Here is a 17084-nt window from a genome sequence, read left to right on the forward strand (position 1 = left end):
TAGCTCGTCAGGCTCATAACCTGAAGGTCGCAGGTTCAAATCCTGCTCCCGCAACCAAATCCACAAAATCAAAATACCGAACGAGCCGCCCAAGGGCGGCTTTGCTCGTTCTCCACCGCCCGTTTCGCGCCAACCCAACAATCGCCGACATACAAAAGGCATACAAAAGGAAAGAAACACGCAAAATGCGCGATCGGATCTCCCAAGACGTAGGCTACGACCGACAAACGAACTGCCGATCCACGTCAGGGATCAGTCAGACTGCGTACACCCTTACACGCGCGCTTTTTCAAATGCGGCCCAAGCGACTTCAAATTTCTCGAAGTTGAAGCCGGGTTCAGAAGCCGCATTCAGAATTATTCGTTCGGTTTCAAAGAGTTTCAGAATGGCGTGTTCGATCCGATCAATCAGATCAGCAGGTACGACAACAGCACCATGCCGGTCCGCATGGATAAGATCCGATGGATTGACCGTCAGGCCGAAGATCGAAACAGGCGTGTCGATTTCTCGGACGTGAACGAAACCATGGCTGGGCCCGATAGAGCCGGCGATGACCGGGAATCCTTGCTGCATGTCACCAAGGTCCCGCATGACCCCGTTGGTGAGTGCGCCGGCCATTCCGAACCCTTTGTGCAAAGACGTATTGATTTCGCCCCAATAGGCGCCGATGCAAGAGGGGAAATCGACATCCTCAACCACTGCAACAGAGGGAGCCGGGGCCTCGGCCATGTATCTGTAATAGTCCATTCGCCGCTGCCTGATGACTTCTGGCGCTTCGGAGGGCGGCTGCACCGCAGCGATCTTGGCTGTACGGGCAAATCCGACGATTGCGCCCTCGGACGGGGCCGAGCAGAACATCGTACCACGCGTGAATTGGTCAAACCCGCGCTTGCCATGTGCCATCTCGATGGCGTTGCAGACTGTGGGTGTGTCGACCTTGCGTAGCAAGGCAAGTAGGGACGGTGTCATGGAACCTCCAACCAACGGCGCAACGCCGCTGTGGTTTCCTGGGGTCGCTCGAGGGTGGGCAGGTGCCCCGCACCGATTACGACCTCCAGCGTGCTGTTTCCGAGAAGCTTGTGCATCAGTTCGTGCCGCTCCAACGGACATAGTCTGTCATCCTCGCCGCATAGAACGAGGCTTGGACCTTGAAATGCGGACAAGGTGTCCGTTTGATCCGGGCGGCCCATGAGTGCGATGGACTGGCGAAGAAAGACCTCGGGGCCCAGATCGGCTGCCATGGCCATGCAAAGGTCAAGAATTGCGCCCTGCCGAGGGCCATCGGCCAGATAGTTCGGCTTCAACTCGTCACGCATTACCTGCCGCAATCCACCTTGGCGCACGGCCTCCATCTGCGGACCGCGCCGGGTTTTGACCTCGTCTGCTTCGGCCAGAGGGTTCGTGTCCAGAAGGGCCAGCCGGTCCACACGTTCTGGCGCCTGGCGCAGAACTTCCATGGCAACGATCCCGCCCATGGAAAGTCCCGCAAGGGCAAATACCGGCGGTGCATGGCTCAGTACATCGGCGGCCATTGCCTCGACGCTGTCTTGGACGCTCAGCGGGTGGGTCATCAACGGCACCCGTCCGGACAGGGCCTCGATTTGCGGCCCGAACAGTCGGGCATCGCACATCATTCCGGGAAGAAGAACCAGGGGCGTCATGCCGATGCCAATCTTGCACCTTCGGCCAGGGAGGCCAGCTTGGCATAGGCGATGTCGGGGTCGACCGCGCCGAAGCCGGCAAAAGTGCCAAACCCACAGTCACTCCCGGCGATGACCCGTTCCGCCCCAACGATGTTGGTGAACCGCTCGATGCGTTGCCGCACCAGCTCGGGGTGTTCGATGAAATTCGTTGTCGTGTCTACGACGCCGGGCACAAGGATCTTGTCGTCCGGGATTTCGCTCTTGCGATCTCGGAAAACGGTCCACTCATGGGCGTGGCGCGGGTTCGATGTTTCGAACAGAACATAGCGGGATTTGGTTGCCATCAGGGTTGTGAACACCTGATCCATCGCAATGTCGCAGCAATGCGGGCCTTCGTAGTTGCCCCAGCAGATATGCACCCGGACCCGATCTTGCGGGACATTCTGCAGCGCGTGGTTCAGGGCTTCGACATGCATCTCGGCGATCGCGATGAATTCGGCATCGGACAGATCAGCGAACAGCATGTGCCGGGACAGGGCCAGATCGGGGCAGTCCAGCTGAAGATCCAGTCCCTCTGCGACGATCGTTTCATATTCCTGCTTCATCGCATCGGCGAGTGCGGCCAGATAGGCCTCGCGGCTGGGGTAGTGGGCGTTCTGCAGAAACAAAGAAATCACCCCGGGCGAGGCGGCGTTCATGAAGCCATGTTCGACTCCGTACTCAGCCATTGCCTGCTTGAGGTTGCGGATATCCTTGTTCAGTTCGTCCTGGCCTTTCGAGCGAACGTCGCCCGTGCATTGCGGCCGGGCGTATTGGGGTGTGCCCCCTTCGTTGGCAAGACGTTGCAAAAAGCTGGGAAACATCTTCAGGTCCGCGGGGGCATTCCGTGGACTGTCCCCCGAGAAACCTGTGTAGCGGTCCTTTACGTATGTCGCATACGAGATTTTTGAGGTCTCTCCGTCGCTGACGATGTCCACACCGGCCTCGACCTGACGCCGAACCGTTTCAGACACGGCCTTGGTCATGCAACTGTCGAACGCAGCGGCGTCATAGGGCTCATTCCGCTCGCGCGCAAAGATGAAGTCGACAACTTCCTGGGATCGGGGCAGAGACCCCACATGGGTGGTGAGTATCTTTGTCATGCGGGGTCCTTTCTTGATCAGTCGCCGGTCCAGGTTGCGCCAGCAGGATCGTCGGTCGCGGTGATGCGATACAACCCGGCCGTTCCGGTCATGGATGGAGTGATGGTATAGGCTTCGCCGGGCAGCACCAGTACAGTATCCCCGCCCGAAATCGTGGTTTCGACATCCTCGACAGTGACCCGCCAATGGCCGCTTGCCGGCATCAGCACGACGGGCTTGGCCGATTTGGTGGGGTCTTGAACACCAGAGCCACGGGTCAGGAAGTCGACCTCAAAGCCGGGCTTGTCCTTGATCAGACCGTTTTCACCGATCACCTTGGCGGGTTTGTCGGCCGCCAGCGCCATCAGGTCCCAGTAGCGTGCCACGTATTTTCCAATCACGGCTTCGACCGGCACTTCGGGATAGGATTTCAGCTGCTCCTCGGTCAGCAAGGGCATAGGCCGGACGTTGTGCGGAAGGTCCTGACCCTTCTTGCTGTCGTAGAGTACGCCGTTGTCACCCAGCATCAATCCATGCGCACGGGCGTCTTCAATGACCTGAGGTGCCCAGGTTACGCCGCCGCCGGCATCGTCACCGCCCAGAATGGACATGATCATCCCGTAGTCGTCGCCCACGTTCTCGAACCCGCGGAAAATGCCGGTAGGAATGTTGAAGATGTCACCTTCCTCGGCAATGAACTCGCCCGCCGTGCCGTAGCGACCCCAGAAAAACCGCCAGCGGCCCTTGGCGACAAAAAAGACCTCGGCCGTCGTATGGCTGTGCAGCGAGTTGCGGCATTTGGGCGGCTGGCCGGCGGCCCCGATATTGAAGCCGATCTTGTCGGTAATATGAACGTGCTGATCCGGCGACTCCGAAACACCGCCGCCGATGATGGTAAAGTTCTCTTTCTGATCGCTGCCCGGCGTGTGGGCATCAATGAAGGCCGTCTTGCACGGCTTGAGCTCTCCATAACGGACGATGCGTGATGCGATGGTTGATTGTGTCATGGTACTGGTTCCGGATTATGCGTTTGAGGGAATGGTCGGCAGATGCTCGATCACGTTCCCGGAGGCCGCAAATTCAGGCGGCGCGCTCGAAGGCTTTGCCGGAATAGGTGAAAGCGCCGGCTTGCACCGGTCTCGCGCAGGCCACAGGCCAGAACACGATATTCGACCGGAGCGAGCATTCAGACCTCTGTGCCCTGCAGAAGGATCTGCTTCCAGACCGAGGTTTCATCAAACAGGGTGTATTCGCGGCGCAGCTTGGGCTGGCCACTGATCAGTTCACCGAATTCGGCATGGCTGATGCCCAGAACATAGACCTGCGCTCCGGTGGGGGCTCCAAACACCCCCCAGCCGTCATTCTTGCCCCACAGGCTCCAGCGCAGTGCGGCACGGGGTGGCATGTTGGGATCGTCGCGGCCGATCTGGTGCTCGATGCGGAACTCGGCGTTGGGGAAGCTGGCCCGCAATCCCATCCAGAACCGGTCGACCGGGTCCCAACCGTGTCCGGTGACCCCGCCGACATATTCCGACTGCACCGCACGGTCGTATTCAGCCCCGATCGCTCCCATGTCGGCGTTCATGATCCGGGTCAGAATATCGGCATAGCGCTGGCCCCATTCATTGTCGTTGCCTCGACCCTTGTAAGGGCCGGGCTGGTCGATCTCGGGCGTCAGAGGTTTCACGCAGTTTTCCGGCCCGCCCTCGCGAGCGATCAGATCGGCTGCGTATTCCTTGGGGTCCCAGCCCATCTGGCGCACGATAGCCCCCTGATCGCGGATCAGCCATTCATCGTTGATCTGATTGTCGATCGCATGGCAATCGGCCAGAATCCGGTACCGCAGCTTGGTTCCGGTTGGTTTGCCATAGACACCTTCGGCAAGGTGCGTGGCGGTCGAGATAATGCGGTGGGAGCTCAGCATGCCCTCTTCGGGCGTGCCCGACCAGATCACGTCTTCGCCCAGAAGCTGCCGGTCGGGAAACTCGGCCAGGGTCGCCATCGTCGCGCCAATGACGTTTTGATTGCCCAGCACGACTGAACCCGGTGAACGGACAACGATGTCGTCGCTGTAATATTCATGCAGCGTGGCGATCCCGCGATCTTCCCAGATTTCCTTGGTGATGCCGATGATATAGTCGGGAAAATCCCGGAATTTGGGGTCAAATCCCTTCATGTGTTCGTCCTTTTCGGGTTCCATCCCTTGGGCAACCGGGCCGAGGTTCGTACGATCAGCGGTCCGTCAATTGCCACCTTGCGGGGTTCAGAAGTCTTGGGCTCTTCGATGTGATCCAGCAGCGCGGCAACGGTTTCCGCGACCATCAGGTTCGCCCGCTGCCGGATCGTCGTCAGATTGTATGCGGGCCATCCGGCGGGGGGCACATCGTCATACCCCACGACCGAGACGTCTTCGGGGATGCGCAGGCCCAGCTCAAAGCGCAGAACATCCATGACCGCCAAAGCCATATGATCGTTGGCGACGAATACAGCGTCAGGTCGGCGTTCGGGTGCCACGTCGAACATGGTTCGGGCCGCCGCACGGGCATTTTCGGTGTGAAACTCGCCGATCCCATGTGCAAAAAGATCGCCCCCGGCGTCGCGCAGTGCGGCAAGGAAACCAGCCTCGCGGTCGCGTTGGGTCGAGGCACCCTGCCAACCCGCGATATAGGCGATGCGTTGGTGCCCGCCCGCCAGCAGGAACTCGGCCACCTTGCGGCCGCCGGCATAGTTGTCCGAGGTGACGGTGGTGATACCCTCAAGATCCTGGCTTCGGTTGAACAGCACCACCGGAACGCCCGCTTGCTGGCAACGGGTAGCGATATCCGACGACATCGGCACCGAGGCCAGAATGACCCCGTCCACCTGATAATCCAGGATTTCCTCCATCACGTCGTCGATGTTCCCCGCCGAGCGCGAGGCCATGAAGATGAGCACGTGATAGCCATGCTCCTGCAGGCGGTTGGACAGTTTCTCCAACGCTTCGGGATAGAAGTAGTTGTCCAGATAGCCGACCACCAGGCCGATGATCCGGCTTTTGCCCGACACCATCGCCCGCGCCAGCACGTTGGGACGATAGCCCAATTCGGCCGCCGCCTTGCGTACCTTTTCCTCGGTCTTCTTGCTGACCGAGGCGCCGGGGGTGAACACCCGACTGACCGCCGACTGGCTGACGCCGGCCAGTTGCGCGACCTGAAGCGATGTGACCTTGTCCGCCATCAGTCCGCCGTCCATCCGCCGTCGATCAGCATCGACGTGCCGGTGACCAGCCCCGAGGCGTCGGACGCAAGATAGAGGACCGCGCCCATGATATCCTCGACCTCGCCCACACGGTTCAGCTTGATCTTGTCCATGATCCAGGCCGCGCGTTCAGGGTTGTCGAAGGTCGCTTGCGTCAGCGGGGTTCGGATGAAAGTCGGGCAGACCGTGTTGATGCGCACGCCCTGCTTGCCCCATTCGATCGCCATCGCCTTGACCATGCCTTCCAGCCCGTGCTTGGTCGCACAGTACAGCGCCCGGTCGATGCCGCCGACATGGCCCATCTGGCTGGAGATATGGATGATCGAACCGGGCCGCCCGGCCGCCATTAGCGCCTTGGCCGCGTAGGCCGACAAGAAATAGGCCGAGCGCAGGTTGACACTCGTGACCGCGTCGAAATCCTCGGGCGCGGTTTCGACCGCCGGCCCGTGCCGCGCGGTCCCGGCCGAGTTCACCACCACGTCAAAGACCCGGCCGTTAAACAGCGCATGCAACGCGGTCAGGTCGCCCTGATCCAGCACCCGCCCCTCGGCCGACCAGCCCTGCGCCTGCAGGGCGGACACCGCTTCGTTCAACCGCTCGGCCCCGCGCGCGGCGCAGACCACATGCGCCCCGGCCTCGGCCAGGGCGACAGCACAGCCCAATCCGATACCCGAAGACGCGCCGGTGACCAACGCGGTCTTGCCGCTCAGCGAGAACGAAGGGGTGCGGGGCAGTTGGGTCATCAGCTCATTCCATCCGGGATTTCAATGCGGCCCAGGTTCCGGGCCTTGTTGAATTCCCGCAGGCGGGCAAAGACGTCAACGCCAAGCTGCGCATAGGCGTCCAAAAGATCGACCAGAACCCAGTTTTCGCGGATCCGTCCGTTCTCCAGCCGCCAGAAATCGAGGCTGCGCATGGTGATCCGCTTGCCCGAAGGCGCGATGCCCATCCACCCGTCATGGGTGACGGTCTGGATCATGTTGGGCCAGCCGGTCACTGCCGCGTATTCGCCATCGCCGAAGAAATGATAGGTGATGTCATCGACATATTGCCCGCGATCCGGCATCCCGTTCAGGAACGGGATCTGGTGCCAGTTGCGGAACCCGGCATAGCCGCGCCCGGTGCCGATGCCCGAAGGCCCGTACCAGTTCATGCGCGGATGCCAGAACCGCTCCATCTCCATCACTTCGGGGCCGCCCTGCGAGGGGTGCTTTTTCAGATGTTCCAGCATGTCGATTATGTGCTGGCAGGTGGCGCGGCCCTTGTCGGCGTCATAGGGCCCCGGCACCAGACCGTCCTGCGTGGCCGGGCCCGGCACATGCCATTCGTGGCCCAGGCTGGGCGCCATCGGCCAGGCACGGGCCTGCATCATCACCTCGGGGATGTCCCACAGGGCCTGCATTTCGACGATCCGGCCGTTTTCGAACCGGTAGAACTCGTGAAACCGCATGGTCACCTGATGACCGGTCGGCGGGATGTCCAGCCAAGGACCGGTGAAAGTGCCGGTGTAGTAGCCGCCGCAGCCGACCCAATCGGCGCCGAACTCGTCCGGCCCAGCCATCACGATATAGTCGCGCCGCTCGAGGTCCGGCCAGGCATCCAGCAGGCCCTTGTAGGCCAGATCGTAGAACGCCTCGCTGCCGGTGCTGTTACCGAAGGGATGGCACAGGCGGAACAGGGCGTCAGGCGCGGTCACCTGCGCGAGTGCTTCCCGCACGCCGGATTCGTCGAAATCATACATCGCCGCCCGAAGCGGCGCGATCAGCGCTTTGTGATGCGTATGCCTGTCACTCATTCGGCGGCATCCCGGTATGGGGCCGGTGCGCCATAGGGCACGTTGATGCCGCCATAGCGGCGCACCCGCACGTTGCATTGTTCGGCATGGCCCACGAACCCTTCCAGCAGACACAGGCGCGAGCCGTACTCGCCGATCAGGGTTGCCGCCTCGTCGGTCAGGATCTTCTGATAGCTGTGGGTCTTCAGGAATTTGCCCACCCACAAACCGCCGGTGTAACGCCCAGCCTTCTTGGTGGGCAGCGTGTGGTTGGTCCCGATCACCTTGTCGCCGTTCGATACGTTGGTGCGCGGCCCCAGGAACAGCGCACCATAGCAGGTCATGTTATCCAGGAACCAGTCATCGCGGTCGGTCATGACCTGAACATGCTCCGAGGCGATCTCGTCGGCGACCTGCAGCATCTCGTCATAGCTGTCGCACAGGATCACCTCGCCATAATCCTGCCAGCTGACCCGCGCGGTGTCAGCCGTCGGCAGGATGCCCAGCAGGCGGTCGATCTCGGACAGGGTCTCTTCGGCCAGCTTGCGCGAATTGGTGACCAGAACCGCGGGCGAGTTGTAGCCGTGTTCGGCCTGCCCCAGCAGGTCGGTGGCGCAGATCTCGGCGTCGACGGTTTCGTCGGCGATCACCATGGTCTCGGTCGGGCCGGCGAACAGGTCGATGCCGACGCGGCCGAACAGCTGGCGCTTGGCCTCGGCCACGAAGGCGTTGCCGGGGCCGACCAGCATGTGCACCGGGTCGATCGTTTCGGTCCCCAGCGCCATCGCGCCGATCGCCTGAATGCCACCCATGACATAGATCTCGTGCGCGCCACCAAGATGCATGGCGGCGATCACCGCCGGATTCGGCTTGCCTTGGAACGGAGGGGTGCAGGCGATGATGCGCGGCACACCCGCAACGCTGGCCGTGGCCACGGACATGTGGGCCGAGGCCACCATCGGGAACTTGCCGCCGGGCACATAGCAGCCCACCGACTGCACGGGGATGTTCTTGTGGCCCAGGATCACGCCCGGCAGGGTCTCGACCTCGATATCGGTCATCGAGGCGCGTTGCGCGCGGGCAAAGTTCATCACCTGCTCCTGCGCGAACTTGATGTCGGCCAGCTCGCGGTCTGACAGCTGAGCGATCAGGTCGTCGATCTCCTGTTGCGACAGGCGGAACGAGGCGGGCGAATAGTCGTCAAACTTCTCGCTCAGCTCGCGCACCGCGGCGTCGCCACGGGTTTCGATATCCTTCAGGGTCGCCTCGACCACGGCGCGGGTCTTGGCGTCATCCTCGGCCCGGTCTGCGTCGGACTTGCCGCGTTTGAGATACTCGATTGCCATTGTCTTGATCCTCAGTTGTCGGGGCGGGGCGGAGTTTTCTCTCCCCGGTCATATGCTTCCCAGCCGTGGCCCTGGAACAGGTCGACGCCCAGCTGCGCGGCGACATGGGCGAAATCGACGTTCACCCAGTTGTCGACGATCTTGCCGTCGACCACTTTCCAGAAATCCATGTAGCGGATCTCGACCCGCTTGCCGGTGGGCGGGATGCCCAGGAATTCGCCCGAATGGGTCGCCTCCTGCCGGCCAAAGGCCGCGGCCCATTCGCCCATGTAAAGCCGCGCCTCGTCGATGCAGACCTTGTCGGAAAACGCGGCCTGGAAGGGGCGCTGCCAGTTGTCCTGAAACTCTTGCAGGCCGTTTTTCGTGCCGCAGCCCTGATTGCCCATCCAGCGGAATCCTTCGGCGAAGAACTCGCCGATGTCGTTGATGCGGTGGTCATTCAGGCCGTCGACCATGGATTCGATCACGCGGCGCGTGTCTTCGGTCTTGGTCAGGTCAGTGTCGCGGGTCAGAACCGCTTGTTCGGGTCGGGAACCTTTCATCGTCTTGTCCTTGTCAGGTTGTCAGGGATTGGGGATCGGGGGGACATGCCCCCAAACCCGGGAAAATCCCTGGGCAACCTGTTCAGCGCCGGATGGCGCGTCAGGGCGTTATGGCGGAACCGGCGGCTCATCAGCCTTTGACCGCGCCGGCGGTCAGACCGCTGACGATCTGGCGCTGGAAGATCATGACCAGGAAGAACAGCGGCGCGGTGATCGACACGGCGGCGGCCACGGCGACGACCTGGTCGGTGGTGGTGGTTTCGCGGTTGAACATGCCGGCGATGGCCGGGACCATGGTCTGGTTCTGCGCGTCCAGCAGCAGCGAGGTCACCAGAAAGTCGTTGTAGGCCAGCAAGAAGCTGAACAGCCCGGTGGTGATGACGCCCGGCCACATCACAGGCATGATCACCCGACGGAAGGCCTGGAAATGGTTGCAGCCATCCACGCGCGCGGCTTCGTCCAGCTCGGCCGGGATGTTCTGGAAGAACGACCGCAGCATCCAGATGGTAAAGGGCTGGTTGATCGCCACCAGAACCGCGATTACGGCAAAGGGCTTGCCGTACAGCGTGGGCGCGTTTTCCCCCAGGATCGGGCGCAGCCATTCGGCCGAGTTGATGAAGACCGGCAGATAGCCCGCCACCAGAACCGAGTGCGGCAGCGCGCGAAACACCAACGCGACGATCAGGATCCAGAACGCCAGCGTCGAGCCAGACCGCGCCAACCCATAGCCCGCCAGCGTGCCCACGGTCAGCGACACGGTCACGACGCCTGCGGTAACGATCAGTGAGTTCTTGAAGTTGTTGGAAAAGCCGCGGTCGATCCAGACGGTCTTGTAGTGCTCGGTCGTCAGACCAACCACGTCCCGCCCCAGCGGGCCGAACAGTGGGTTCAGCACGTTCAAAACGGCCGGCAGGATCAGGAAAAACACCAACAAAAAACCCAGCACCAAAGCCAAACCACCGATGATCCAGCCGAACCAGGCCTGACCCGGCTTGGTGTAGGTTCTGACCATCGAGGGCAGTGTCTTGGTCGTCGCAATCACCGCGACCCAGATGGTGACGATGCCGAGGATGATGTCGAGGATGGAAAGGCCTTCCCCGGTCGCAAGAGTCGCTGGACCGAAGATCACGTTCAGCGCGTTGCTGTCGAATGCGTCCACGGGTGATTTGAAGCTCATCACCGCGATCCAGAAGATCGGGAAGGCCGCCACGAGGCACCAGAACGCCAGAAACAGGTTCGACGACAGGCGCAGGCCGAGCGGTTGGCGAAGGGCGCGCGAGGACATATCAGTGACCTCCTTTGTGGTCGCGCCATGTCCGGCGCAGCGGTGCGATGAGAAGGATGACGATGCCGACCATGGTCAGCATGGCGCTGGCCGAAGCCCGACTGATCGAACGGTTGCCCGCCTGATCCGGCACGAGGAAGTCGTAGGTCAGCCATTGCAGCGAGATGACGTAGCCCTGGCTTGAGAAGCCGACGATTTCTTCGAACACCCGGTAGGAGTCCATCAGATGGATCATCGACACGAAGATAATCAGCGGCATCAGGTGCGGGATGACGATGTATTTCAGGCGCTGCCAGCGGCTTGCGCCGTCGATCACCGCGCTTTCAAGGCTGTCCTGGTTCACGGTCTGAAGACCGGCGTAAAACACGATCGCGGCAAAGGGTGCGACGTGCCAGACGCGGTACAGCATCATCAGCAACTCGATCGTCCAGGCCTGCGCGAACAGCGCGATGTCGCGGTTCAGCCACCATTCCAGCAGGGCCGTGAGGATACCGTCGCCGCGAAACAGCCAGTTGATCGAAAGGGCCCCGATGACCGGCGTGATGATGAAGGGCAGGAGCGACACAAAGATCACCGGACCACGTATTGCCGATGCAGCATTGTTGATCACGATGGCGATCAGCAGCCCGGTACCGATCACCAAGGGCAAAGTGATCAAGGTAAAGGTCAACGTAAAGCGCAGCGCCTTCCAGAAATTGATCGTGGACAGCACGCTCCAGCTGCCTTCGCTGATCGCGCGCCAGGCGCGTTCGGGCTCCAGCACGTTGCGATAGCTTTCCAGCCCGACAAACTGGGTCTGCGTGATGATCTCGCCCTCTTCGTCCAGCCTCGGAATGGACTTTTCCTCGGTCACGCAGGTCTGGGTCAGGAAGCCCGGCGTGCAGGTCTCGACCTCGACCGTCTCATAGATGGGCTGGGTGACGTAGAAACTCTGCTTGAACACGCTGACCAGCGGGAAAGCGATAAAGAGAAGCATCATAAAGACAGAGGGGCCGACAAAGGCGGCAAATGTCCGGAAATTCATGGCTCTGCCTTTCTTATGGTTCTCGTTGGATTGGGTGCGGGAGGGTCGAGGCCCTCCCGCGGCAGGATCAGTTGTTGACCAGTCCGGCCTCTTTCGCGGCGGTCAGATAGTCCGCCTCGATGTCTGCCAGCGTGGTCTGTGCGTCCTTGGCGCCGGTCAGATAATCGGCCAGGCCATTTCCAAGCGCTGTGTGCATGATCCCCATCGGGCCAGATGCGGGATAGGCTTTGGCGCCGGCTTCTGCCGAAGCGGCTGCACCTGCGGCCAGATCACCGGGCTTGTAGGCCGGGTTCAGCCAGACGGCGGCGTTGTTGTTGGCCTCGACCATTTCTGCATCCATGCCTTCCAGCGCCACGCGGAACGCGGCATCGGCTTCCTCGTCGCTCATGTTCGAGGCAAGAACGATACCGTCCCACCAGATCGTGGTTGCCGGAGCCCCCGAGCCCATCGGAGCGGCCGCCATGACGACCTTGCCGACGACCTGGCTTTCGGCCTCATCGTTCATTGCGGCCGCGCGGCTGGCCCACAGGTTGGCCATGGCGATCTTGCCTTGTTGGAACTGCTGCTGAACGTATGTGGAATCCGACACCAGATACTCGGGGTCCATGTATTCGGTCATGGCCTTGAGCGTCTCCAGAGCCTTCACGCCCTGATCGTTGTTGATCGCAGGCATGTTGCCGTCAGCAAAGAACTCACCGCCTTCGCCCAGATACATGTTCACGAATTCCTGACCCAGGTTCCAGCCGGTCTTGAAGGTGCCGCCGATGGGGTAATCCATGACGCCGGCCTCTTTGATCTTGGCTGCAGCGGCCAGAACATCATCATAGGTCTTGGGCTCTTCGATCCCCAGATCGGCCAGAACGTCGCTGCGGTACATCAGGTGCTGGGCGTTCACCATCATGGCGATGGCCATGGTTTGCCCGTCCACCTTGATCAGCTGGTTCGGCAGCAGGTCCTGGCCATATTTCGCGACCAGATCATCCAGCGGACGAATGGTGCCCGCGTTCAGCAACGGCACCAGCGTCGCGTTCGACACGCCGCCGATCTGATAAAGAGCCGGATCCGCCGCGAAGGCTTCCGGCTGCTTCTCGCGGAACTCCTGGTCCAGCGATGCGCCGAAATTGCCGCACTCGGCCATCGCGTCGGTGACGGCCTTCCAGGCTTCGAACCCGGCGGACAGTGATTTGAGCGGAACGGTGTTCTCGAACGAACACGCCGCCCATGCAGTGCTGGTCACCATGGTCATGGCGCCTGCCATCAGAATTGTCTTGAGTTTCATGCGTTTCTCCCTGTCAGGATCGGTCCGTCGTCGACGTCCGGACCGTTGGTTGGCCCTTTCGGGCTTTGGTTGGGGTCAGCCCCCGATCCGCGCACCGCTCTTTGCTTCGAACAGGTGACAGATTTCTTTCGGCACCGAGAACGAGACCATCTCGCCTATTTCGGCGCGGAATGCTTTGTCGGCTTTGACCGAGACCAGTGCACCGCCGACCCGGACCGAAATCATGGTGGCGTCACCCAGCAGCTCGAGCGTGTAGATCGGTGCAGTGATCTGGCCCTGACCTTCGGCCAGTGTCGCATCCTCGGCGCGGAACCCCAAGGTCAGCGGGCCATCAGCAACGTCCACCCCCGGGATTTCGACACCCGTGGTCCGGAAAACGCCGCCCTCGACCTGACCATCCATCAGGTTCATGGCGGGCGAGCCGATGAAACTGGCGACGAAAGTGTTGGCCGGGCGGTCGTAAATCTCGGTCGGGCTGCCGACCTGTTGCACGATGCCCTTTTTCATCACCACGACACGGTCGGCCAAGGTCATCGCTTCGATCTGGTCATGGGTGACATAGATCGTGGTGACGGCCAGTTCGTGGCTGAGATTCTTGATCTGCGCGCGGGTGGATACACGCAGCTTGGCGTCGAGGTTGGACAGCGGCTCGTCCATCAGGAACACGTTCGGTTCGCGCACGATCGCGCGGGCCAGAGCGACACGCTGACGCTGACCGCCCGACAGTTCAGCCGGCTTGCGATGGAGAAAATCGTCCAGCTCGACCATGGCGCTGGCGCGGCGCACCTTCTCGTCATGGGTCGCGGGGTCGATCCCGCGGACCTTCAGCGGGAAGCGGATATTTTCATAGACATTCATGTTGGGGTAGAGGGCGTAGCTCTGGAACACCATCGCCACGTCGCGGTCCTTGGGCTCAAGATCGTTGACCACCTTGCCGTCGATCAGGATGTCGCCCTCGGTCACGTCCTCAAGACCCGCGATCATGCGCATTGTCGTGGTCTTGCCGCAGCCGGACGGGCCAAGCAGAACCAGAAACTCGCGATCGGCAATCGTCAGATCGAAGTTGTGAACCCCAACAAACGATCCCCATCGCTTGCCGACATTGCGCAGTTGAATTTCCGCCATGAAGCCCCCCGGGAAGGAATCGTTTTGCATACGTTTGCAAAAGGGTATTCTTGGTTTACCAATTCTGGCAAGACATTTTTGCATACGTATGCAAATATGCCGGAAATCAGTGATTCACCCCCAGGTAATAACAGGCGCAAGATGCTGCAAAACAATGAAAAACAGATGAGCTTTCAAAAAGAGAAAGATCTGGTGAAGGCGTTCTATGAGGACCTGCAGTTGGCCACCAACGACAAGCTGTCAGATGTCATGGGGCGATTCTGTGCGCCGAATCTGCTGTGGCGCGGCTTTCACCCGTTCGGTCAGATTTCGGGGGTCCACGACGTAGCGGAAAACTTCTGGGCCCCGCTGCGAACCAGCCTCAAACGCATGCAGCGGCGTCAGGACATATTCTTTGCGGGGTGCAACTCGCTGACCGACGAGCGCGAGGTCTGGGTGGTTTCCATGGGCCATCTGATGGGTCTGTTCGACCACTCCTGGTTGGGCATTCGACCGACAGGCAAAATGGCATTCCTGCGCTATTGCGAGTTCAACAAAGTGCAAGACGGCAAGATCGTCGAGACCGCGATGTATTTCGATATCCCGCATCTGATGGTGCAGGCTGGTCAGAACCCGTTTCCGCCCCAAACCGCAGCCCATCTTGTACAGCCCGGGCCCCAGACACACGACGGTATCCTTGGCACGGATCAACCCGCCGAAGAAGGGGAGCAGACTCTGGCGCTGATCAACGCCATGATTTCCGACCTGGGCCAGTGGAAAAGTGGCCTGACCCTGAGCGAAGAGCTAAGCCGCACCTGGCATGACGACATGATCTGGTGGGGGCCCGAGGGAATTGGCGCCACCTACACGATTGAACGGTATGGCAAGCAACACGCCGGTCCCTTCCGCGCGGCATTCGCCGAGCGGTCAAAGACCAAACATGTCTGCCGGCTGGCCGAAGGTCACTACGGCGGGTTTTTCGGCTGGCCGAACTTCACGGCTGTTCCGACCGGAGGGTTCATGGGCATGCCCGCGACCCAAACGCCCGGTGAGTTTCGGGTTATCGACATCTACCGCCGCGCAGGCGAGAAACTGGCCGAGAACTGGATTTTCATCGACCTTTTGCATTTCTGGAAACAGCAGGGCGTGGACATACTGGAAAGAACCACGGGCATCGGATCGGCGCAGGTGTAGCCTAGGGGGGGCGAACTGGATGCAATGGGAGGGGATTTGGTGGAGCCTAGGGGAAACGCCGCCGAACGCCTAATATACTGATAGTAAACACTATTGTAGTGTGCTGGTTTGCAGTATGTCTCACCCTAGTGTCACACCGAAGTGTGCGCAACTGTTTGTTGGTCAGTGCATCTAAGTGTTTAGTATTGGTGTGGGCCGCGAAGTGGCCAAGATATTGCTTACTTCTACAGTAGTATGCACGGTAAGGTGTATCGCCTCCTACTGCTGCAAAGTCCCAAGGATGTTGCAAGTTGTCCTGCGTCGCCGATCGGCTCACACTATGCGCTTCACCTCGACCCTGAGCAGCGTTAGTCTCCGATCCGAGCAATGCAGAAAGGAACCGCCCCATGTCCTTCTTCTCAAAACTCTTCGGTGGCGGCAAAAAGTCCGAGCCGGAGCCGGTCGTGTACAAAGGGTTTGACATCTTCCCCGACCTAATGGCCGAAGGCGGCAAGTACCGACTGTCGGCCCGTATCGAAAAAACAATCGGCGGAGATCGCAAGACCTATTTGGTGATCCGGGCGGATGTCTTTGAAAGCCGAGATCAGGCAGAAAGCTTCAGCATCGTCAAGGCGAAGCAAGTGATTGACGAACAGGGTGAACGTATTTTCAGTTAAGAAAGCCGGTCTGGTCTGATCTGGGTGCTCATCTTCGTTGTAGGATCGCCGCTGTTGGCGATACTTCTGTTTAATACTTTGGGTGATGCACCTTCTGTGTAGTCTTCCTATCAGTCTACTATCTCATCCAACCTAAGTGATCGTGTGTGTTGTCCCGAAGCTAGCCTGTTGTCATTCACTCGTGCGGAAGGCAGCGACCGGCCTGCATTTGCTGAACATCGTCGGGCCAAGTGGAGCGTATGGGTGGCACTCCGCTATTCAATGCAGAGTTCGTTGCTCGAAAAGCTTAGTTCTATTGTCGCTAAATCGCAAAAACACTGTTGCCAGCGAATTGCGGCCTTTCAAAGTGGGTAGCGGACCGCTATCAGCGCAAAAACTGCAACTATAAGTAGAAGGCGATCGGGATTGGTTATGTTAAGAGCATTCGGGCGGGCGTTCGTATTAGGTTTAGCTGGGTTTATTTTTACGTGGATTGTTGTGCAGGTTCTGCGCTGGAGTGGAAACTACAGCGTTGTCGTTTTCGGCGCTATTCTAACGGTTCCTGTATACTACTTCTTCGTTAGAAGACTGATTGGCAGGCTGGGTGAAACTGAGCGTCTTGTAAGCGGCAAGGTTGTAAGCTGGAAAAGTAGTACGCTCCCTGCACTTGGGCTCCACTTCTGCTTTGTTATTGTCGCGGTACTTCTACCCGAGGTGCTAAGTGTTTAACACTTGGCGTCTCGCAGAAGTTTAGGGTTCAGCCAGTGTTGCCCTGTTGGGAGGCTTAGAATTGCGTTAGAGGCGGTTGGTTTCTAGTACGGTCAATAAGGTCAGGGTGTATTTACAGACACAATGTCTTTGTCAGTTAGGGGAAACGCTGCCGAACGCCTAATGGTCTGA

The 17084-nt window shown here is 60.1% G+C and carries 17 protein-coding genes; 2 read left to right on the plus strand and 15 right to left on the minus strand.

Annotation, left to right across the window (positions count from 1 at the left end; all coding sequences use genetic code 11):
• From GOW72_RS18905 to GOW72_RS17570, 15 genes are all read right to left on the minus strand, one after another.
• On the minus strand, positions 1-180 hold a 180-nt coding region (locus tag GOW72_RS18905; protein WP_217358191.1), incomplete at its 3' end, for a hypothetical protein.
• 93 nt (positions 181-273) lie between these two features.
• A complete protein-coding gene (locus GOW72_RS17505) occupies positions 274-969 on the minus strand; it encodes an RraA family protein (protein WP_170367798.1) in 696 nt (231 codons plus the stop codon).
• On the minus strand, positions 966-1661 hold the full coding sequence (locus GOW72_RS17510) for an alpha/beta fold hydrolase (RefSeq protein ID WP_170367800.1): 696 nt from the start codon (positions 1659-1661) through the stop codon (positions 966-968). The genes GOW72_RS17505 and GOW72_RS17510 overlap by 4 nt, the downstream gene beginning before the upstream one ends.
• Positions 1658-2785: a cobalamin-independent methionine synthase II family protein gene (locus GOW72_RS17515; protein WP_170366138.1), complete on the minus strand. Its 1128-nt coding sequence runs from the start codon at positions 2783-2785 to the stop codon at positions 1658-1660. The genes GOW72_RS17510 and GOW72_RS17515 overlap by 4 nt, the downstream gene beginning before the upstream one ends.
• A gap of 17 nt (positions 2786-2802) precedes the next feature.
• On the minus strand, positions 2803-3771 hold the full coding sequence (locus GOW72_RS17520) for a cupin domain-containing protein (RefSeq protein WP_170366140.1): 969 nt from the start codon (positions 3769-3771) through the stop codon (positions 2803-2805).
• A 179-nt stretch (positions 3772-3950) separates the two neighbouring features.
• The gene (locus tag GOW72_RS17525; protein ID WP_170367802.1) at positions 3951-4940 is read right to left on the minus strand and encodes a nuclear transport factor 2 family protein; all 990 of its coding nucleotides are present in this window, start codon (positions 4938-4940) and stop codon (positions 3951-3953) included.
• Positions 4937-5995 (minus strand): LacI family DNA-binding transcriptional regulator, encoded by a 1059-nt coding sequence (locus GOW72_RS17530; RefSeq protein WP_244952477.1) that lies wholly within the window; start codon positions 5993-5995, stop codon positions 4937-4939. Before GOW72_RS17530 ends, GOW72_RS17525 begins: the two co-directional genes overlap by 4 nt.
• Positions 5980-6744 carry an SDR family NAD(P)-dependent oxidoreductase gene (locus tag GOW72_RS17535; RefSeq protein ID WP_170367804.1) on the minus strand — a complete coding sequence of 255 codons (765 nt, stop codon included), beginning with the start codon at positions 6742-6744 and terminating at the stop codon, positions 5980-5982. Before GOW72_RS17535 ends, GOW72_RS17530 begins: the two co-directional genes overlap by 16 nt.
• A complete protein-coding gene (locus GOW72_RS17540) occupies positions 6744-7796 on the minus strand; it encodes an ester cyclase (RefSeq protein WP_170367806.1) in 1053 nt (350 codons plus the stop codon). Before GOW72_RS17540 ends, GOW72_RS17535 begins: the two co-directional genes overlap by 1 nt.
• On the minus strand, positions 7793-9121 hold the full coding sequence (gene hisD, locus GOW72_RS17545; RefSeq protein WP_170367808.1) for a histidinol dehydrogenase: 1329 nt from the start codon (positions 9119-9121) through the stop codon (positions 7793-7795). Before hisD ends, GOW72_RS17540 begins: the two co-directional genes overlap by 4 nt.
• Positions 9122-9132: 11 nt before the next feature.
• A complete protein-coding gene (locus tag GOW72_RS17550) occupies positions 9133-9663 on the minus strand; it encodes an ester cyclase (RefSeq protein WP_170343348.1) in 531 nt (176 codons plus the stop codon).
• Positions 9664-9793: 130 nt separating this feature from the next.
• The gene (locus GOW72_RS17555) at positions 9794-10948 is read right to left on the minus strand and encodes a carbohydrate ABC transporter permease (protein WP_170367810.1); all 1155 of its coding nucleotides are present in this window, start codon (positions 10946-10948) and stop codon (positions 9794-9796) included.
• 1 nt (position 10949) lies between these two features.
• Positions 10950-11924 carry a carbohydrate ABC transporter permease gene (locus GOW72_RS17560; RefSeq protein WP_244952478.1) on the minus strand — a complete coding sequence of 325 codons (975 nt, stop codon included), beginning with the start codon at positions 11922-11924 and terminating at the stop codon, positions 10950-10952.
• 115 nt (positions 11925-12039) lie between these two features.
• A complete protein-coding gene (locus GOW72_RS17565) occupies positions 12040-13251 on the minus strand; it encodes an ABC transporter substrate-binding protein (protein WP_170367812.1) in 1212 nt (403 codons plus the stop codon).
• Between the two features lie 75 nt (positions 13252-13326).
• The gene (locus tag GOW72_RS17570) at positions 13327-14376 is read right to left on the minus strand and encodes an ABC transporter ATP-binding protein (protein WP_170367814.1); all 1050 of its coding nucleotides are present in this window, start codon (positions 14374-14376) and stop codon (positions 13327-13329) included.
• 165 nt (positions 14377-14541) lie between these two features.
• On the opposite strand from GOW72_RS17570, the gene GOW72_RS17575 reads away from it, so the two are divergent.
• Together GOW72_RS17575 and GOW72_RS17580 are read left to right on the plus strand one after the other, a co-directional pair.
• On the plus strand, positions 14542-15549 hold the full coding sequence (locus tag GOW72_RS17575) for an ester cyclase (RefSeq protein WP_170367816.1): 1008 nt from the start codon (positions 14542-14544) through the stop codon (positions 15547-15549).
• A gap of 386 nt (positions 15550-15935) precedes the next feature.
• Positions 15936-16205, plus strand: coding sequence for an HlyU family transcriptional regulator (locus GOW72_RS17580; protein WP_170367818.1), 270 nt, complete (start codon positions 15936-15938; stop codon positions 16203-16205).
• Positions 16206-17084 lie beyond the last annotated feature (879 nt).

This window comes from Ruegeria arenilitoris (assembly GCF_013032855.1).
GTDB lineage: Bacteria > Pseudomonadota > Alphaproteobacteria > Rhodobacterales > Rhodobacteraceae > Ruegeria > Ruegeria arenilitoris.